The organism is Mycobacterium montefiorense (genome assembly GCF_003112775.1).
GTDB classification, from domain to species: Bacteria; Actinomycetota; Actinomycetes; order Mycobacteriales; family Mycobacteriaceae; genus Mycobacterium; species Mycobacterium montefiorense.
Map to the genome: position 1 here is coordinate 32,999 of NZ_BFCH01000020.1, position 17,125 is coordinate 50,123.

Sequence of the window (17,125 nt, forward strand, 5' to 3'; positions counted from 1 at the left end):
TGGTGCACCGTGACGGACGATATGTCGTGGTCCGACCCGGCGCCAACCGCTTCGAATTGGTCAGGAAGGCAGGTGACTGGGCGATAGTCCATCGACAACCCATGTTCTCAACGGGTCGCAGGATGCCCGCGAGTTGCTAGTGTCGGCGTGATGGCGGGGCAACTGGACGGACGTGTCGCGTTGGTCACTGGTGGCGGCGCGGGAATCGGCGAGGGGGTCGCGCGCAGATTCGCCGACGAAGGCGCGCGTGTCGTCGTCGCCGAATTCGATCCCAACTCCGGGCAGCGGGTGGCCGACCAGATCCGCGGGTTCTACGTACGCGTCGATGTCACAGTCAAAGAGCAGGTGGTGACGGCCGTGCGGACCGCTGTCGAGCGGTATGGGTCGATCGACATCGTCGTCAACAACGCGTGGAGCGGCGGAGCCATCGGGCGCGTTGAACACAAGACGGACCAAGCGCTGCGCGACGGCATCGAAATGGGTTACCTGGCCCCGTTTTGGGCGATGCAGGCCGCCTACCCGCACATGCGGGAACGGGGCTGGGGCCGAATCATCAACATGGTAAGTCTCAATGGCGTCAACGCCCACATGGGCTCGTTGGAGTACAACTCCGCAAAGGAAGCGCTGCGGGCACTGACCCGTACCGCCGCCCGCGAGTGGGCGCCAACCGGAGTGACCGTCAACGCGATCGCGCCGGCAGCTAAGACGCCGGCCTTCCTCAAGGTCGTTGGCGACAATCCGGACATTGTGGCGCTGGCCGACATGGCGAACCCGATGGGCCGGATGGGCGACCCTTACGACGACATTGCCCCGGTCGCGGTGTTCCTCGCCTCCGACGCCAGCAGCTACCTGACCGGCAACACCCTTTTCGTCGATGGGGGATCGCACATCAACGGTGTCGCCTGGGCGCCGGACCTCGACGCATCCTCGACAGCATGATGCGTCGGCCACCTGGCTGCGCCCAAGTGCTTCACGGCAATCCGATGCCGCGGTAGCGCCGCAGCCGTTCGCTGATGCGCTCGGAGCCCGGGATGTCGCGCAGTGCATGTACTTCCGCGGCGATGGCACCCGACAGTCGCTGGGAGAACTCGATCGGTTCGTCGGCGGCGTCGGGAAGCTCCGGCACGATCGCGTCGACGATCCCGGAGCGCAGCAGGTCTGCGGACCGGATGCCTTGGGCCGCAGCAAGTTCAGGAGCGTGCTCGGTGTCGCGGAAGACAATCGCGCTGGCGCCCTCGGGTGGCAGCGGGGCCAGCCAGCCGTGCAGCGCGGCCAGCACCCGGTCGGCGGGCACCATCGACAGCGCCGGCCCGCCGCTGCCCTGGCCCAGCAGCACCGACACCGTCGGGGTATCCAGCGTCACCAGCTCGGCCACGCATTGGGCGATCTGACCGGCCAACCCGCCCTGCTCCGCCTCGGCCGACAGCGCGGGACCGGCGGTGTCGATCACCAGCACCAGCGGCAGCCGCAGCTCAGCGGCCAACGCCATGCCGCGACGCGCTTCCCGCAACGACGCGGGCCCGACGAGCCCCCCGGTGAGGCGCTGCTGGCCGAGGACCACCGTGGGCTGGCCGGCGAATCGGGCCAACGCCAACAGCGTGGTCGCGGCCTCTCCGCTGCCGGTACCGGACAACAGCACCAGGTCGGTGGCGCCGTGTCCCAGCAGATGGCCGACACCCGGTCGGTCCGGCCGCCGCGACGCCAGCACCGAATCCCATGCCGGCACATCGGGTATCGATTCGGCGGGCCCCGCGGCGGGCAGCGGCCCGGGCGGGTCGGCTATGACCGTCAGCGCGCGATCCACGGTTCGGCGCAGCTCGTCGATGGCGACGACGCCGTCGATCACCCCATGCCGCTGCAAGTTCTCCGCGGTCTGGATGCCGGGCGGGAACGGTTCGCCGTAGAGCTGCTCGTACACCCGCGGTCCGAGGAACCCGATCAGCGCGCCCGGCTCGGCGACGGTGATGTGACCGAGCGATCCCCATGACGCGAAAACCCCGCCGGTGGTGGGGTTCCGCAGGTAGACGAGGTAGGGCAGGTGCGCCTGCTTGTGCAGCCGGACAGCCGCGGCGATCTTCACCATCTGCAGAAACGCGACGGTGCCCTCTTGCATGCGGGTGCCGCCGGAGCTTGGCGAGGCCAGCAGCGGGAGCCGCTCGGCCGTGGCGCGCTGCACGGCATCGGTGATGCGTTCGGCCGCCGCGACCCCGATCGACCCACCGAGGAAGCTGAACTCACACACCACCACCGCCACCCGGCGGCCGAATATTCGTCCTTCGCCGGTCAGCACCGCTTCGTCGCGGCCGGTGGCGGCCCGGGCGTCGGCCAGCTCTCGCGCGTAGGCGTCGCTAATCGGTATCGCCAGCGGTTCGCTGTCCCAGCTCACGAAGGAGCCCTCGTCCAGCACCGCATCCTGCAGTTGGTCGGTCGTGATGCGACTCACGGGTTGAGGCTATATAGGCTGGCGCCCATGATCGGTATCACGCAGGTCGAAGCCGTAATGACCATCGAGTTGCAGCGTCCTGAGCGTCGCAACGCCCTGAACTCGCAGCTGGTCGAGGAGCTGCGGGAGGCGGTGCTGAAGGCCGCTGACGGATCCACCCGCGCGATCGTGCTGACCGGCCAGGGCACGGTGTTCTGCGCCGGTGCTGACCTGAGCGGCGACGCGTTCGCCGCCGACTACCCGGACCGGCTCATCGAACTGCACAAGGCCCTGGACGCGGCTCCCATCACGGTGATCGGCGCCATCAACGGGCCGGCTATCGGCGCGGGCCTGCAGCTGGCCATGCAATGTGATCTGCGGGTCGTCGCCCCGGATGCGTTCTTCCAGTTTCCGACTTCGAAATACGGTCTTGCCCTTGACAACTGGAGCATCCGGCGGCTGTCGTCGCTGGTCGGTCACGGCCGGGCCCGGGCGATGCTGCTGACCGCGGAGAAGCTGAGCGCCGAGACAGCGCTGCAGACCGGGATGGCCAACCGCCTTGGCACTCTCGAAGATGCGCAGGCCTGGGCGCAAGAGATCGCCGGACTGGCGCCGCTGGCGATCCAGCACGCCAAGCGGGTACTCAACGACGACGCCATCGAGGAGGCGGGGCCAGTGCACAAGGAGCTTTTCGACAAGGCCTGGGGCAGTCAGGACGTCATCGAAGCGCAGGTCGCCCGGATAGAGAAGCGGGCGCCTAGGTTCCAGGGGGCCTGACGGTCATGGTCCCCGCCGCGCTGCGCCTTGCCGCCGGCACAGTCACGCTCGCCGCAGGCGGGTGGATGTCGCGCGCGCTGCACGGCGCTCCGGCTGCACTCGGAGCCGACCCGTCGTCGATCCGGGCGGTGACGCAGCACTCGCCGAATGTCCGCGACGGCGTCTTCGCCAACCTCGAAGCCGCCTCGAATCCCAACTTGGATCGCGAGCAGCTCGCACTGATTGCGAGGGAGTTCGTGGGTGCACGCGGCAGGGGCCGGCCGGCGGCGCCAATCCCGTTGGCGGCGCCCGGGGCGTTCGACGCCGACCCCGGCGGATTAGCCGTCAGCTGGCTGGGCCATTCCACTGCCCTGCTGGAGATCGACGGTTACCGGGTGCTTACCGATCCGGTGTGGAGTCAGCGCTGCTCGCCGTCGGACGTGATCGGACCGGAGCGCCTGCATCCGGCGCCACTGGAGCTCGAAGCGCTGCCTGCGATCGACGCCGTGGTGATCAGCCATGACCACTACGACCACCTCGACATCGACACCGCCCTCGCACTCGCCCGCACTCAGCGGGCGCCGTTCTTCGTGCCGCTCGGCGTGGGCGCTCACCTGCGCGCGTGGGGCATACCCGGTCATCGCGTCGTCGAACTCGACTGGAATGAAACCGGTCACGTCGACGAACTGAGCCTGATTTGCCTGCCGGCACGGCACTTTTCGGGTCGCTTCCTGGACCGCAACACCACGCTGTGGGCATCGTGGGGAATCATCGGCCCCAGCCACCGCGCCTATTTCGGTGGGGACAGCGGCTACACGAAAAGCTACCAGCAGATCGGCGCCGATCACGGACCGTTCGATCTGACCCTGTTGCCCATCGGCGCCTACATCCCGGGACTGCCGGACGTGCACATGAATCCCGAGGAGGCGGTGCGAGCCCACCTGGATCTCACCGCCGCCGGATCCGGGCTGTTGGTGCCCATCCACTGGTGCACCTTCCGGCTGGCGCCGCACCCCTGGGCAGAACCGGTGGAGCGGATGTTGGCGGCTGCGCAAGCCGCCGAAGTCATGGTCGCGGTTCCCGCGCCCGGACAACGCATTGACCCCGCCGGGCTCCTGCGATTCAACCCGTGGTGGCGGTTGTAGAACCGGATTCGCTAAGCGCACAGCGTAGTTCGGTGTAAGCGCTAACGAGATCGTTCAGCGTGAATCCTCTGTTGAGGCCGCTTGGATTGGGCAGCACCCATGCGGTGGTGTCGGCAAACCCGGGAGTGTAGGGGCCCCAACCGATTTTCGGTCGGCCGGTCATCGCTGCCAGGGCGCGTTTCCCGAGGAATCCGATCGCTCGCGGCGCGTAGCGGCGCATCTTCGCCTCGAATTCGGGTCGGGCCCGCCGGAACTCTTCCGTCGAGACATCGCTGGCCTGTCGAGTCGGCCGACTGACAACCGCGGTGATACCGCAGCCGTAGTCGAGTAGCCGGCGCTCATCTTCGGGCCGCAATCGCGTATCGGTAAATCCGGCCAGGTGCAGTACGGACCAAAAACGGTTGCTCCGGTTCGAGAAGTTATGGCCGTCGACGGCCGCGGTTGTCGCGGGGTTCATGCCGCAGAAGACGATGTCGAGAGCTGGGGCGAGGATGTCTGGTTCGTACGCCATAATGCCGATACTCCCATCGGACCGGCACGCTAAAGTCTGCGGGCATGACGAAACGCGCGGCACGTGCCGCTGTTGTGGTTATGGTGTTGCTCGCATTGGTCGGATGCGGATCTGGGCAACCCGTGTCGAGCCCGCCGCCGGCGTTGTCTGACGCGCCTCCCAACGAAGTGTCGGGTACCGACATTCCGCCCGGCCGCATCGACGAGGCCATTTCGAAGGTCGACGGCCTGATCAACGACCTGATGCACACCACCGGCGTTCCGGGCATGTCCGTTGCCATTGTCCGCGGCGGAAAAGCGGTGTACGCCAAGGGCTTCGGCGTGAAGGATGCCAGTAAAGGCACCGGTCAAGACAACAAGGTCGACGCTGACACCGTTTTCCAGCTTGCTTCGGTGTCGAAATCGGTGGGAGCGACCGTGGTGGCACACGAGGTGACCAATAACGTCGTCACCTGGGACACGCCAGTGGCGGCCAAGCTGCCATGGTTCGCGCTGTCGGATCCCTACGTCACCGGTCACGTGACCGTCGCTGACATGTACTCGCACCGCTCCGGGCTGCCCGACCACGCCGGCGACAAACTGGAAGATCTCGGCTATGACCGCCGGCAGGTGCTGGAGCGGCTGAAATATCTACCGCTGGCGCCGTTTCGAAGCAGCTACGCCTACACCAACTTTGGCTTGACCGCGGCCGCCGAGGCGGTGGCGGCCGCGGCGGGCAAGTCCTGGGAGGACCTGTCCGACGAGGCGCTCTACCGGCCTCTGGGTATGGCGTCGACGAGTTCCAAGTACGCCGATTATCTGGCCAGGCCCAACCGTGCGGTGCTGCACGTCAAGGCCGGGGACAAGTGGGAGCCACGCTTCCAGCGCGACGCCGACGCGCAGACGCCCGCCGGCGGAGTGAGCTCGTCGATCAACGACATGGCGCGCTGGCTCACGATGGTGATGGCCAACGGAACCTACAACGGACAGCAGATCACCTCGCCCGAGGCGTTGCTGTCCGCCATCACGCCGCAGGTGATCTCGATGCCCGCGTCATCGCCGAAAGCGCGAGCCGGCACCTATGGTCAAGGTTTCAACGCCACGGTGAGCTCGTCGGGGCGCACCGAGTACAGCCACTCCGGAGGCTTTTCGTCGGGCGCGGCGACCAACTTCGTGGTGATGCCGTCGGAGGATGTCGGCATTATCGCGCTGACCAATGGTGCACCGTATGGGATTCCGGAAGCGCTGACCGCGCAATTCATGGATCTCGTGCAGTACGGCCAAGTTCGGGAGAACTGGGTGAGTCTGTACAACCACGCGCTCGGTTGGATGAACAACCCGCAGGGCTCGCTGGTCGGCAAGCAGCCTCCGGCCAATCCCGCGCCGGCCAGACCGCTCACCGACTACCTCGGCGTCTACGCCAGCGATTACTGGGGTCCGGCAGTCGTGACCCAAAATAACGGGCAACTGCAGCTGGCATTGGGTCCGAAGAATCAGGCGTTCGCCCTGTCGCACTGGGATGGCGACACGTTCACCTTCTCGATAACGGACGAAAATGCACCTCCCGGAACGGTTTCCAAGGCTGTGTTTTCCCCGAACACACTGAATCTGGAGTATTACGACACCGACAAGCTGGGAACGTTCACCCGATGAACGGCGGGCTAACCGCCGCCGAGGTGGCGCAACGGGTAGCCGAAGGTAATACCAACGCGATTGCAGCCCGCGCCGCCCGCAGCACCGCGGACATCGTTCGCGCCAACGTCTTCACCCGGATCAACGCAATTCTGGGCGTGCTGCTGGCGATCGTGCTGGCGACCGGTTCGCTGATCAACGGGCTGTTCGGCCTACTCATCATCGCCAACAGCGTCATCGGGATGGTGCAGGAGATTCGGGCCAAGCGGACACTGGACGCCCTCGCGATCGTCGGACAGGCGAAACCTTTGGTGCGCAGGCAATCCGGGACTCACACGCTGTCGCCTAGCGAGGTGGTGCTCGACGACGTCATCGAGCTCGGCCCCGGCGATCAGATTGTGGTCGATGGCGAGGTTCTCGAGGAGGAGAACCTGGAGGTCGACGAATCGCTGCTGACCGGTGAGGCCGACCCGATCGGCAAGGATGCCGGTGACGTGGTCATGTCGGGCAGTTTCGTCGTCGCCGGCACCGGCGCCTACCGGGCCACCAAGGTTGGCCCGGCGGCCTACGCTGCCAAGCTCGCCGACGAGGCCAGCAAATTCACACTAGTGAAATCCGAACTGCGCAATGGCATTAACCGCATTCTGCAGTTCATCACCTACCTGTTGGTGCCGGCCGGCCTGCTGACGATCTACACGCAGTTGTTCACCACGCATGCGGGGTGGCGGCAGTCGGTGCTGCGGACGGTGGGTGCGCTGGTGCCGATGGTGCCCGAAGGTCTGGTGCTGATGACATCGATCGCATTCGCGGTCGGTGTGATCAGGCTGGGGCAGCGTCGCTGCCTGGTGCAGGAATTGCCCGCGATCGAGGGGTTGGCTCGCGTGGACGTGGTCTGCGCCGACAAGACGGGCACCTTGACCGAAAACGGGATGCGGGTCTGCGATGTCGCCGAACTCGCCGCGCAGCAGTCGGCGGCCATCGCGGATGCGCTGGCCGCGCTGGCCGCGGCCGACTCGCGTCCCAACGCCAGCATGCAGGCGATCGCCGAAACCTTTGACCAGCCGCCCAACTGGACAGCCACGGCCACAGCGCCTTTCAAGTCTGCGACCAAATGGAGCGGCGTATCCTACCGCGACCACGGCAACTGGGTCATCGGTGCGCCAGACGTGTTGCTCGACCCGGCTTCGGCGGCGGCTACGCAGGCCGAACGGATCGGGGCGCGGGGAATGCGGGTACTGCTGCTCGGCGCGGCCGAGGTAGCGATGGACGACCCCGGCGCGCCGGGTCGAGTTACGCCGGCCGCGCTGGTGGTGCTGGAACAGAAGGTGCGCCCGGACGCCCGCGAGACAGTGGAGTATTTTGCCGCCCAAGATGTTTCGGTGAAGGTGATCTCCGGCGACAACGCGGTCTCAGTCGGTGCGGTGGCCGCCAATCTCGGGCTGCCCGGTGAGGCGCTGGACGCACGCCAACTACCCACCGACCCCGGCGAACTTGCCGACACACTGGACGCCTACACCACCTTTGGCCGGGTGCGGCCCGATCAGAAACGCGCAATCGTGCACGCTTTGCAGGCGCACGGACATACCGTTGCGATGACGGGCGACGGCGTCAACGACGTGCTGGCCCTCAAGGACGCCGACATCGGCGTTGCGATGGGTGCCGGTAGCCCGGCGTCGCGTGCTGTAGCACAGATAGTGTTGCTGGACAACAAGTTTGCCACGCTCCCCTACGTCGTCGGCGAGGGTCGCAGAGTGATCGGCAACATCGAGCGGGTGGCCAACCTGTTTCTCACCAAAACGGTGTATTCGGTACTGCTCGCGTTGTTCGTGGGTATCGAGTGTCTGCTGTCTAAAACCCTGCGAGCAGATCCGCTGCTCTATCCGTTCCAGCCGATCCACGTCACGATCGCCGCGTGGTTCACCATCGGCATTCCGTCGTTCGTCTTGTCGCTGGCTCCCAACAACGAACGTGCTTATCCCGGCTTCGTCCGGCGTGTGCTGACCTCGGCGCTGCCGTCCGGATTGATCGTTGGCACCGCGACTTTCGTCTCCTACCTGGTGGCCTACCGGGGCCGCCATGCCACCTTCGCCGAACAGGACCAAGCGTCGACCGCCGCGCTGATCACGCTGCTGGTGACCGCGCTGTGGGTGCTCGCGGTGGTGGCGCGTCCCTACCAGTGGTGGCGGGTCGCGCTGGTGGCCACCTGCGGGCTGGCCTATGTCGCGATCTTCAGTGTCCCGCTGGCTCAGCAGAAGTTTCTGCTCGACCCGTCGAATCTGGTGGTCACTTCGACCGCGTTGGGGATCGGGGTGTTGGGCGCCGCGGCGGTCGAGGCGACGTGGTGGATCCGGGCCAGGATGCTCGGGATCGAGCCGCGGTTGTGGCGGGCCGACCAGGCCGAAGCCGACTAGGGCGATGAGGATGGTCCTGACTCCGGCCAGTAGGGTTCTACCAGCAAAGAAGGATCCCCGGCAGCCCCGGGGATTGGCGGGGAAGGGACAGCGCATGGGATTCCTGGACAAGGCGAAGGACCTGTTGGCGCAGAACGCCGACAAGGTGGAGACGGCGATCGACAAGGCCGGCGAGTTCGTCGACGACAAGACGCAGGGCAAGTACTCCGACACCATCCACAAGGTGGCCGAAGAAGCCAAGAAGGCCGCTAACCCGGATGCCCCGGACGGCCAGCAGGGCTAGCGCATGGCGAAACTGTCCGGATCGATCGACGTACCGCTGCCGCCGGACGAGGCCTGGAAGCACGCCTCCGATCTGTCCCGCTTCAAGGACTGGCTGAGCATCCACCGGGTGTGGCGCAGCAAGCTGCCCGACGACCTGCAAAAGGGCACGGTCATCGAGTCGATCGTCGAGGTCAAGGGCATGCTCAATCGGATCAAGTGGACGATCGTGCATTACAAGCCGCCGGAAGGCATGACGCTCAACGGTGCCGGCGTCGGCGGCGTCAAGGTCAAGCTGATAGCCAAGGTCAAGCCGAAAGCCGACGGTTCGGTCGTCAGCTTTGACGTGCACCTCGGTGGCCCGGCGCTGTTCGGGCCGATCGGCATGATCGTCGCGGCGGCGTTGAGAAGCGACATCGACGAATCCCTGGAAAGATTCGTCACCGTGTTCACCACTCCAGATCCCAACCGCAACGGAGATCGTGGCGTCGGCCGCTGACCGCCTGGCGGACCTGCTTGCAACCACCGTCGGTCTCGAACTGCCGGTTCGGCTACGCGCCTGGGACGGAAGTGAGGCCGGCCCGCTAAACGAGCCAGAGGGTCCGGTTCTGATAGTCCGTTCCCGACGTGCATTGCGCCGATTGCTTTGGCGCCCAGGCGAACTAGGCTTGGCCCGCGCCTACGTGACCGGTGATATCGACGTCGAGGGCGATCTGGCCGACGGCCTGCGCCGGGCCTGGCGGCTGACCCGCTCGCACCCCGTCGCCGCGTTCTCCGCGCGGGGCGCGATGGTGGCGGCGACGCGCGCGGCGCGGCTCGGGGCCATCGGAGGGCCGCCTGCAATCCCGGCCAGCGAAGCGCGGCTATCCGGACGGCGGCACAGCCGCCGACGCGATCGAGCGGTGATCGCCCATCACTACGACCTGTCCAACGACTTCTACCGGCTGCTGCTCGACGACCACATGGCTTACTCGGCGGCGTATTTCACCGATGAAAGCCAATCACTGCACGACGCACAGACCGCGAAGCTGGATCTGATCTGCCGCAAACTCGAACTCGAACCGGGCATGCGGCTCCTCGATGTGGGCTGCGGCTGGGGATCGCTGATCCTGTACGCGGTGCGGCACTACGGCGTGCGCGCCACCGGCATCACGCTCTCGGGCCAGCAGCGCCAGTTCGTCGAAGACCGGGCTGCCGAGCGCGGGCTGGCCGATAGCGTCGAGGTTCGGTTGCAGGATTACCGCGACTTCGGCAACGACCCGGAGTCGGCGGGGGTCTTTGATGCCGTCGCTTCCATCGAGATGGGCGAACACGTCGGCGAGCACTGGTATCCGGTCTACCTGCGGATCCTTGGCCGCGCGCTCAAACCCGGCGCGAAGCTGTTGCTGCAGCAGATGTCGCGTCGGGCCGACGCGGCGCCGGGCGGGGGAGCGTTCATCGAGGCCTACATCGCCGCCGACATGCACATGCGACCGCTCTGGCAGACGTTGCGTTACCTGCAGGATGCGGACTTCGAGGTGGCATCCGTCCAGGCGATGCGCGAGCACTACGCCCGCACCGCGCAGTGCTGGATCGCGACGCTGGAAGAGCGCTTCGACGAGTTCGTGGACCTGCTGGGCGACGAGGTCGCCCGCGTCTGGCGGTTGTATCTGGCCGGCGGCATGCTGGCGTTCGAGGAAGGCCGGATGGGCGTGGATCAGGTCCTCGCCGTCAAACCCGCCGGATGAACCGGCCGTGACCGTCGCACCCGCGGCGTAGCGCGTGGCGAGCGGCGGCCGGTCCGGCGCCCTATTAAGGTCGCACCCATGACTCGCCGCCTGCGTCCCGGATGGCTGGTGGCGTTGTTTGCCCTGGTCGTTTCGGCCAGCGCCTGGTTGCCCTGGTTGACGACGTCGGTCGGCGGCGGTGGCTGGGCCAGTGCGATCGGCGGCAAGCACGGCAGCCTGCAGCTTCCGCCGGGATTCGGCGCGGGCCAGCTCATTGTGCTGCTGTCCTCGGCCCTGTTGGTGACCGGGGCGATGGTGGGCCGTGGCTTGTCAGTGCGGCTTGCTTCGATTGCTGCGCTGATCATTTCGCTGCTCATCGCGGCGCTGGTGGCGTGGTACTACAAGCTCAATGTCAATCCGCCGGTGAATGCGGAGTACGGACTCTATGTCGGCGGGGTCGCCGCGGTCGGTGCGGTCGTGTGTTCGGTTGCGTCGCTGCTCGCCGCCATCGTCGCGGGTCGCTCCAGGCGGTGAGACGTCAGACCGACGGGAACTCGTGTTTGCCTGAGACGGAGCTGTCGCCGGGCTCGTTGACGCCGAATACAAAGGGCGCGAACACGACCTCGCGGCCGTCGGGATCGCGATAGGTGACCGCGCCCGTCGCCTCCCAGTACGGATGCTGCGGCTCAGCTTCGAGCCCGGCCTCCCGCAAGCGCGCGACCGCGGCCTGCTGCGACGGCTGGTCGGGGAAGTACAGGCACAGTTGCTCGTGGTGGTCGACCGCGACGTCGCTGTCGAGGGCCTGCACGATCTCCATCGTCAGGTTCCAGCTGGGCATACCGAAAATCGCCCCGTTGCTGCCATAGCTGGCCTCGAATGTCTCGAACAGTGGCAGCCCGACCAGGTCGCGGTAGAACCGCACGGTCTCTTCGAAGTTCGACGACCGGCGGGCGAAGCGAATGGCGCCGATCGGCGCCAGCTGGATGGGCCAGTGCGTTGTCCGACGGGGCTGTTGGTTGTTCTGTGCCATCTTATGGTGACGTGTCGCAGGGGCGCGGGGTTCAGAGCCCCACGGCCGATGCCGCGGACTCGGCGCTGTCCCAGCGTCGCAGCTGGGACCCGGGCGCCCACGTCGAATGGGTACCGCTGGAAATACGTTCCGGCAGTTGCAGTTTGCACACCGGCCCGTCGGTTATCCGGGCAGCGTCGAACACCACGCAATAGGACGCGTCGGTGTTCATGTCGGTGGTGAGAGTGATCAGGTAGCCGTCGTCTTCAGCGGCGGCACCCACCCGCGGCGCCATCGCGGTCTCGCTGCCGTACACACCGTCGCCGAATGAGATGCCTTCCTGGCCTCCGGTGCGCAGGTCATGTTTGATCAACCCGTCGAACAGGAACCAGCCCGGCTTCCCGGTGGCGGCGTAGGTGTAGCGGTAACTGCCGCCCGCGTAGTCGGAGTTGATGGTCCCGAACTCGGTGATGGAGTCCGACAACTGCTCCTCTTTCACTGCGCCCGTGACCAGATTGAAGCGCCACCGGTGTAGCCGGGCCTGCAGGCGATCCAGCGCGAGAAAGCGAAATAGCTTCTCCCACTTCGTTCCTCCGGTGTCAAGCGGCTGAGGATCGCCTTCGAAAAAGCCGTCCAACACGATCTCGTCGCCGTCCTCGTAGGCGTTGGTGAAGTGCAGCACGAACGTCGGGTCGGCCTCGAACCATCGGATGTCCGCGGTCGAGCCGCGGCGCGGGATCACCGCGAAGCGCGACGGGATGTCCGGGTAGAAGCGCGGCAGGTGCACATCGTGTTCGAGCAGCCGCGGATCCCAGAACAACGGGAAATCGTTAAGGATGGCGTAGTTTTCGGTAAACGCCATGTCGTGGGGAAGCCGCGGGCCCGGCAGCGGGATGTCGACGTAGTGGGCGAGTTCGTTGCCTTCGTCCACGACGCCGTAGCGCATGTACGGGTCCTGCTTGCTGTAGTTGAAGAAGAGCAGTTCTCCGGTTTTGTTGTCGACCTTTGGATGCGCGGACACGCCCCACTGGAAAGGGAAGTGCCCGTTCCAGCTTTCCTTGCCGAGTGTGTTGGCCGAGTACGGATCGATCCGGTACAGATCCCCGCACTGGTAGAAGCTGGTCAACGCGATGCCGCGGTGCACGATGACGTCGGTGCTCGAGGCGTCCTTCATCTTCGTACGCGCACCCCAGCCTTCCTCGCGCTGGGCCAACTGCACTGGCTCGGCCAGCCCCGGCCACAGCGGCTCGCCGGCGTCGTTCTCGGCCAGGAAGCCGTCGGTGCGGATAAAACGGTTGCGGTAGAAGGCTTTTCCATCGCGAAAGCCGACCACATGCACCATGCCGTCACCGTCGAAAGGGTGGTAGGTCTTCAACGCCGGATGCAGCGGGTTCTCGGTGTTGCGCAGGTAGATGCCGTCGAGGTCGTTGGGGATTTCCCCTTCCACCGGGACGAGGTCGTTGGCGTCCCATTCGGTGGTCTGGGGTCGCCACGGGCCGGTGCGGTAGGGGTGGTCGTCGTCTTCGGGCAGGGTCGACAGGAACTTGCCGACGATCTCGACATCCATGTCACGCGCCTTTGGTTGTACTGACCACGAAACTGACCGTCGTGGCGGTGCTGCCGCCGAAATTCAGCGTTCCGAAGGTGTTTGCATCCTCGATTTGATAGTCACCGGCCCCGCCGCTGACTTGTTTAGCCGCATCAAGAAGCATCCGCACACCGGACGCCCCGACCGGATGTCCGCCGCCGATCAGCCCGCCGCTGGGGTTGATCGGGAGCCGGCCGCCGATTTCGATCTCCCCGTTTTCGATGGCCTTCCATGATTCGCCCGGGCCGGTCAGCCCGATGTGGTCGATGGCCAGGTACTCGCTGGGGGTGAAGCAGTCATGCACCTCGAACCCGTCGATGTCGTCGAGGGTGACCTGGGCGCGGCGCAACGCGTCGAGCACCGCGGACCGCACGTGGGGGAGTACGTAGGGGTCGTCGGCGGACCGGTCCAGTTTTTGCTGCAGGCCCAACCCGACGGTGCGGTGCCCCCAGCCGTCGATACGGCCGATCGGGCGGGCATCGGGATGGTCGCGCAGATAGGCGTCGTTCACCAGGACCAATCCCGCACCGCCGTCGGTCATTTGACTGCAGTCGAATCGCCGCAGCCGGCCTTCGGTGATCGGGTTGGTCGCGTCGTCGTCGGGGATCGGGTCGGGGACAGTCCAGCCGCGGGTTTGGGCGTTGGGGTTGCGCCGCGCGTTGGTGAAGTTGAGATGTGCGATCGCCCGCAGATGGGTGTCGTCCAAGCCGTAGCGCCGGTCGTACTCGTCGGCGACTTGGGCGAACATCGACGGCCATAGGTAGCGAGCGCCGGCGCCCTCGTGTCCGGTCCAGGCGGCGGCGCCGAGATACACGGCGGCGATGTCCCCGGGCACGGGCTTCTCCAGCTCGATGCCGATCACCAGCGCGGTGTCGTAGGCGCCTGAACGCAGGTCCGCGATCGCCGACAGCGCAGCGATGCTGCCGGACGCGCACGCGGCCTCATGTCGGGAGGCCGGGGTGTCCCAGAGCCCGTCGCACACCGTCGCCGGCATGGCGCCAAGGTGGCCCTGGCTGGCGAACATCTCGCCGAACGCATTTCCGACGTGGACCACTCCGATGTCGGTGGCGTCGACCTTGGCCGCGGCCAGGGTGGCGTCGACGACCTCGGCGGTCAATGCGGCGAAGTCGCGGTTCTCTTTGGTGAGATTGCGGGCGAAGTCACTCTGATAGCCGCCCAGAATCCATACGTTTGCCGAGCCATCCATACCAGCGCACGGTACTCCTGGATGACCCGGAAAATGGCGGACCCGTCGGCTCTCGGGCTGAACCGACGGGACCTAGGTGTGCGCGTAGGCCGGCCAACGCGCACACCCTGTTGGGGCATTACCATCCCCGGGCGCGGGCAAACATGGCAGAACAACTTGCCTCATCATTCGCTGACACCGCTCTGACCTGTGCTAACGACGATTGCCCTGCTCAGCGGCGTGTGGCGGCTAGACAGCGCCTCCGACGAGCTCGGTCGGTTCGGGTTCATCCGGAGGCCGGGGAAAGGGATCCGACGGTGCGGCCGCGTGCCGGGAGTCGGCAAGATCAACGTCGGCGAGATCGATGCCGTTGGTCTCGTGGGCTGCCAGAGCGGCCAGGGCGCTCACCGCCGCGGCTGCCGCCAAATACCAGGCGATGGGCACCGACGAGTTATAGGTCTTGAGCAGTTGCACGGCGATGATCGGCGCCAGCGACCCGGCCACTATCGACGTGACCTGATAACCCAGCGACACTCCTGAATACCGCATCCGGGTCGGGAACATCTCGGCCATGGTCGACGGCTGAACCGCGTACATCACTCCGTGGAACACCAAACCGATCACCACCGCCGACATGATGATCGCGTTGTTGCCGCTGTTCATCATTGGGAATGCGAAGAATCCCCAGGTGCCGGCAGCGACGGAACCCGCGAAATAGACTGGGCGCCTGCCTATTCGGTCACTGAGTTGCCCGAATAGGGGAATGACCGCGAAATGCACAGCATGCGCGACCAGTAGCCACCACAAGATCGCCTTGGTGTTGGCGTGGACCTGCACCTTGAGATAGGTGATCGAGAAGGTGACCACCAGGTAGTACATGATGTTCTCGCCCACGCGTAGTCCCATAGTGAAAATGCCACGCGGGTAACGCTTTAACACCTCGAGCACGCCGGCTCGAGCCGATTCGGAGTGCGCCGCTCGTCGCTGCGCTTCGAGGAAGATCGGGGCGTCAGTGACCTTGGTGCGGATGTAGTAACCGATCAGAACGACGATCGCGGACAGCCAGAAAGCCACTCGCCAGCCCCAGCTGAGGAACTCCGCATCCGACAGCGTCGAGGTGAGAATCAGGAGCACCGCCGTGGCCAGCATGTTCCCGCCCGGCACGCCGGCCTGCGGCCAACTCGCCCAGAAACCGCGGCTGGCATTCGGACTGTGCTCGGCGACAAGCAGAACGGCCCCGCCCCATTCGCCGCCAACGGCAAAGCCCTGGACGAACCGCAGCGTCACCAGCAGGGCCGGGGCCCAGTACCCGATCTGAGCGAACGTTGGCAGGCATCCCATTCCGAAGGTGGAGACACCCACTAGCAGCAGGCTCAGCTGCAGCAACTTCTTGCGTCCGTGCCGATCCCCGAGTTGGCCGAACACGATGCCGCCCAGCGGGCGGGCGGCGAAGCCGACGGCGTAAGTCACGAAGGCGGCGAAAATGGCGTCAAGGTCGTTGCCCCCCTGGGCAAAGAAGACTTTGCTGAACACCAGCGTGGCCGCGGTGCCGTAGAGAAAGAATTCGTACCATTCGACGACGGTGCCAGCCATGGAGGCAGCCACCACTCGCCGAAGGTAAGCGCGTCCGGTTCCAAATCGTTTGGGCTGCAAACCATCACCTGTGCTCACCGCTCGCCCTCCTTGGCGAAGCGCTCACCCGAGAGTCCGGGTGTGCTGCGGATGGGAGCGTACCCGTCCTGACCTGGCAACGCAGGTTGTCGACGGTGTCTCAGGATTCCCTGACGGCCCATCGGATTTCGACAGGCCGGCTGACGGGCGTCTACCCGCCGTGCGGGCGCTACCGCGGCACCGGTGGTAGCGCCGGGGCCGCAGAAGGAGGTGGGGGAACCTGGGGTGCCGAGGACGGTAGCGGCGGTGCCTCGGACGGCAAGGAGGGCGCAGACGACGGCAGCGGTGGCGGCTCGGGCGGAGTGAGTGTCGTGGTCGTAGTTGTCGTCGTCGTCGTTGTTGTCGAGTCGGAGGGCGTCGTCGTGGTGGGCGTCGCGCTCACGATCCCGCCGGGGCTGTGACCGATCCACACCGCCGCTGTGATGGCGATGCCTGCGGCGGGCAACAAAGCAATGAGCCGGATATCCGGACTTGTCATGTCAGAGCCTTACTCGTGATGTGGCAGCATTATCCGTATAACGGTCCATTGCAATCCGATATACGGATCAAATGTGGTGATGTTAGCACCGCGGGTAGCGCGGATAACAGCACAATGCGCAGGGCAGGCACCGTTCATCGGCGCTTCGAGGTGTGTTGGTGGGGCGGCTGCTCGATCGGCCACGTCAAGCACCGGGAGTGCGCCTGACGAAGTCGGCTAGCAAACGTGCGGAGGGAGCGCTGGAAACCAGGGTTGCGACGCGGTCACGGATGGATACCTATTAGCTGCTGGCTAGTCACAGAAGCCCCTTAAGTCACTATCGTCACATACGCCAACTGCGAACGTCAATGTGGCGTCTCGCTCCTGGAAAG

General features: G+C 65.9%; 16 protein-coding genes. 10 read left to right on the forward strand and 6 right to left on the reverse strand.

What is annotated here, in order from left to right; translation table 11 throughout:
• The first annotated feature begins 150 nt into the window (after window positions 1-150).
• Complete coding sequence (locus tag DB708_RS19515) at window positions 151-939, forward strand: SDR family NAD(P)-dependent oxidoreductase (RefSeq protein WP_108924655.1); 789 nt, start codon at window positions 151-153, stop codon at window positions 937-939.
• Between the two features lie 31 nt (window positions 940-970).
• On the opposite strand, the gene DB708_RS19520 is transcribed toward DB708_RS19515, so the two are convergent.
• Window positions 971-2,443, reverse strand: coding sequence for a carboxyl transferase domain-containing protein (locus DB708_RS19520; RefSeq protein ID WP_108924657.1), 1,473 nt, complete (start codon window positions 2,441-2,443; stop codon window positions 971-973).
• A gap of 27 nt (window positions 2,444-2,470) precedes the next feature.
• Here DB708_RS19520 and DB708_RS19525 point away from each other — a divergent pair, with 27 nt between their 5' ends.
• Window positions 2,471-3,199, forward strand: coding sequence for an enoyl-CoA hydratase (locus DB708_RS19525; RefSeq protein WP_108924659.1), 729 nt, complete (start codon window positions 2,471-2,473; stop codon window positions 3,197-3,199).
• Between the two features lie 5 nt (window positions 3,200-3,204).
• The gene (locus DB708_RS19530; RefSeq protein ID WP_108924661.1) at window positions 3,205-4,323 is read left to right on the forward strand and encodes an MBL fold metallo-hydrolase; all 1,119 of its coding nucleotides are present in this window, start codon (window positions 3,205-3,207) and stop codon (window positions 4,321-4,323) included.
• On the opposite strand, the gene mug is transcribed toward DB708_RS19530, so the two are convergent.
• Window positions 4,301-4,834, reverse strand: a complete 534-nt coding sequence (gene mug / locus DB708_RS19535; protein ID WP_108924663.1) for a G/U mismatch-specific DNA glycosylase — start codon at window positions 4,832-4,834, stop codon at window positions 4,301-4,303. The two genes, DB708_RS19530 and mug, sit on opposite strands and share 23 nt — an antisense overlap.
• Before the next feature lie 44 nt (window positions 4,835-4,878).
• Between mug and DB708_RS19540 the strand changes: the two genes are divergently transcribed.
• The 6 genes from DB708_RS19540 (at window position 4,879) to DB708_RS19565 (ending at window position 11,356) form a co-directional block, all read left to right on the forward strand.
• Entirely contained in the window at window positions 4,879-6,465 is a 1,587-nt protein-coding gene (locus DB708_RS19540) for a serine hydrolase (protein ID WP_108924665.1), read from the forward strand.
• Entirely contained in the window at window positions 6,462-8,855 is a 2,394-nt protein-coding gene (locus DB708_RS19545; RefSeq protein ID WP_108924667.1) for a cation-translocating P-type ATPase, read from the forward strand. The genes DB708_RS19540 and DB708_RS19545 overlap by 4 nt, the downstream gene beginning before the upstream one ends.
• 94 nt (window positions 8,856-8,949) lie before the next feature.
• Window positions 8,950-9,138 (forward strand): antitoxin, encoded by a 189-nt coding sequence (locus tag DB708_RS19550; protein ID WP_108924668.1) that lies wholly within the window; start codon window positions 8,950-8,952, stop codon window positions 9,136-9,138.
• A 3-nt stretch (window positions 9,139-9,141) separates the two neighbouring features.
• Complete coding sequence (locus DB708_RS19555; RefSeq protein WP_108924670.1) at window positions 9,142-9,615, forward strand: type II toxin-antitoxin system Rv0910 family toxin; 474 nt, start codon at window positions 9,142-9,144, stop codon at window positions 9,613-9,615.
• Window positions 9,616-9,799: 184 nt separating this feature from the next.
• Window positions 9,800-10,843: an SAM-dependent methyltransferase gene (locus tag DB708_RS19560; RefSeq protein ID WP_235616859.1), complete on the forward strand. Its 1,044-nt coding sequence runs from the start codon at window positions 9,800-9,802 to the stop codon at window positions 10,841-10,843.
• 78 nt (window positions 10,844-10,921) lie between these two features.
• A complete protein-coding gene (locus DB708_RS19565; RefSeq protein ID WP_108924674.1) occupies window positions 10,922-11,356 on the forward strand; it encodes a hypothetical protein in 435 nt (144 codons plus the stop codon).
• 4 nt (window positions 11,357-11,360) lie between these two features.
• Here DB708_RS19565 and DB708_RS19570 read toward each other — a convergent pair whose 3' ends face one another.
• From DB708_RS19570 to DB708_RS19585, 4 genes are all read right to left on the reverse strand, one after another.
• Window positions 11,361-11,852, reverse strand: coding sequence for a VOC family protein (locus DB708_RS19570; protein WP_108924676.1), 492 nt, complete (start codon window positions 11,850-11,852; stop codon window positions 11,361-11,363).
• 31 nt (window positions 11,853-11,883) lie between these two features.
• Complete coding sequence (locus DB708_RS19575; RefSeq protein WP_108924677.1) at window positions 11,884-13,398, reverse strand: carotenoid oxygenase family protein; 1,515 nt, start codon at window positions 13,396-13,398, stop codon at window positions 11,884-11,886.
• 1 nt (window position 13,399) lies between these two features.
• The gene (locus DB708_RS19580) at window positions 13,400-14,626 is read right to left on the reverse strand and encodes an acetyl-CoA acetyltransferase (protein ID WP_108924679.1); all 1,227 of its coding nucleotides are present in this window, start codon (window positions 14,624-14,626) and stop codon (window positions 13,400-13,402) included.
• 228 nt (window positions 14,627-14,854) lie between these two features.
• Window positions 14,855-16,276 carry an MFS transporter gene (locus DB708_RS19585; RefSeq protein WP_272889527.1) on the reverse strand — a complete coding sequence of 474 codons (1,422 nt, stop codon included), beginning with the start codon at window positions 16,274-16,276 and terminating at the stop codon, window positions 14,855-14,857.
• 95 nt (window positions 16,277-16,371) lie between these two features.
• Between DB708_RS19585 and DB708_RS19590 the strand changes: the two genes are divergently transcribed.
• A complete protein-coding gene (locus DB708_RS19590) occupies window positions 16,372-16,677 on the forward strand; it encodes a hypothetical protein (protein WP_108924683.1) in 306 nt (101 codons plus the stop codon).
• Window positions 16,678-17,125 lie beyond the last annotated feature (448 nt).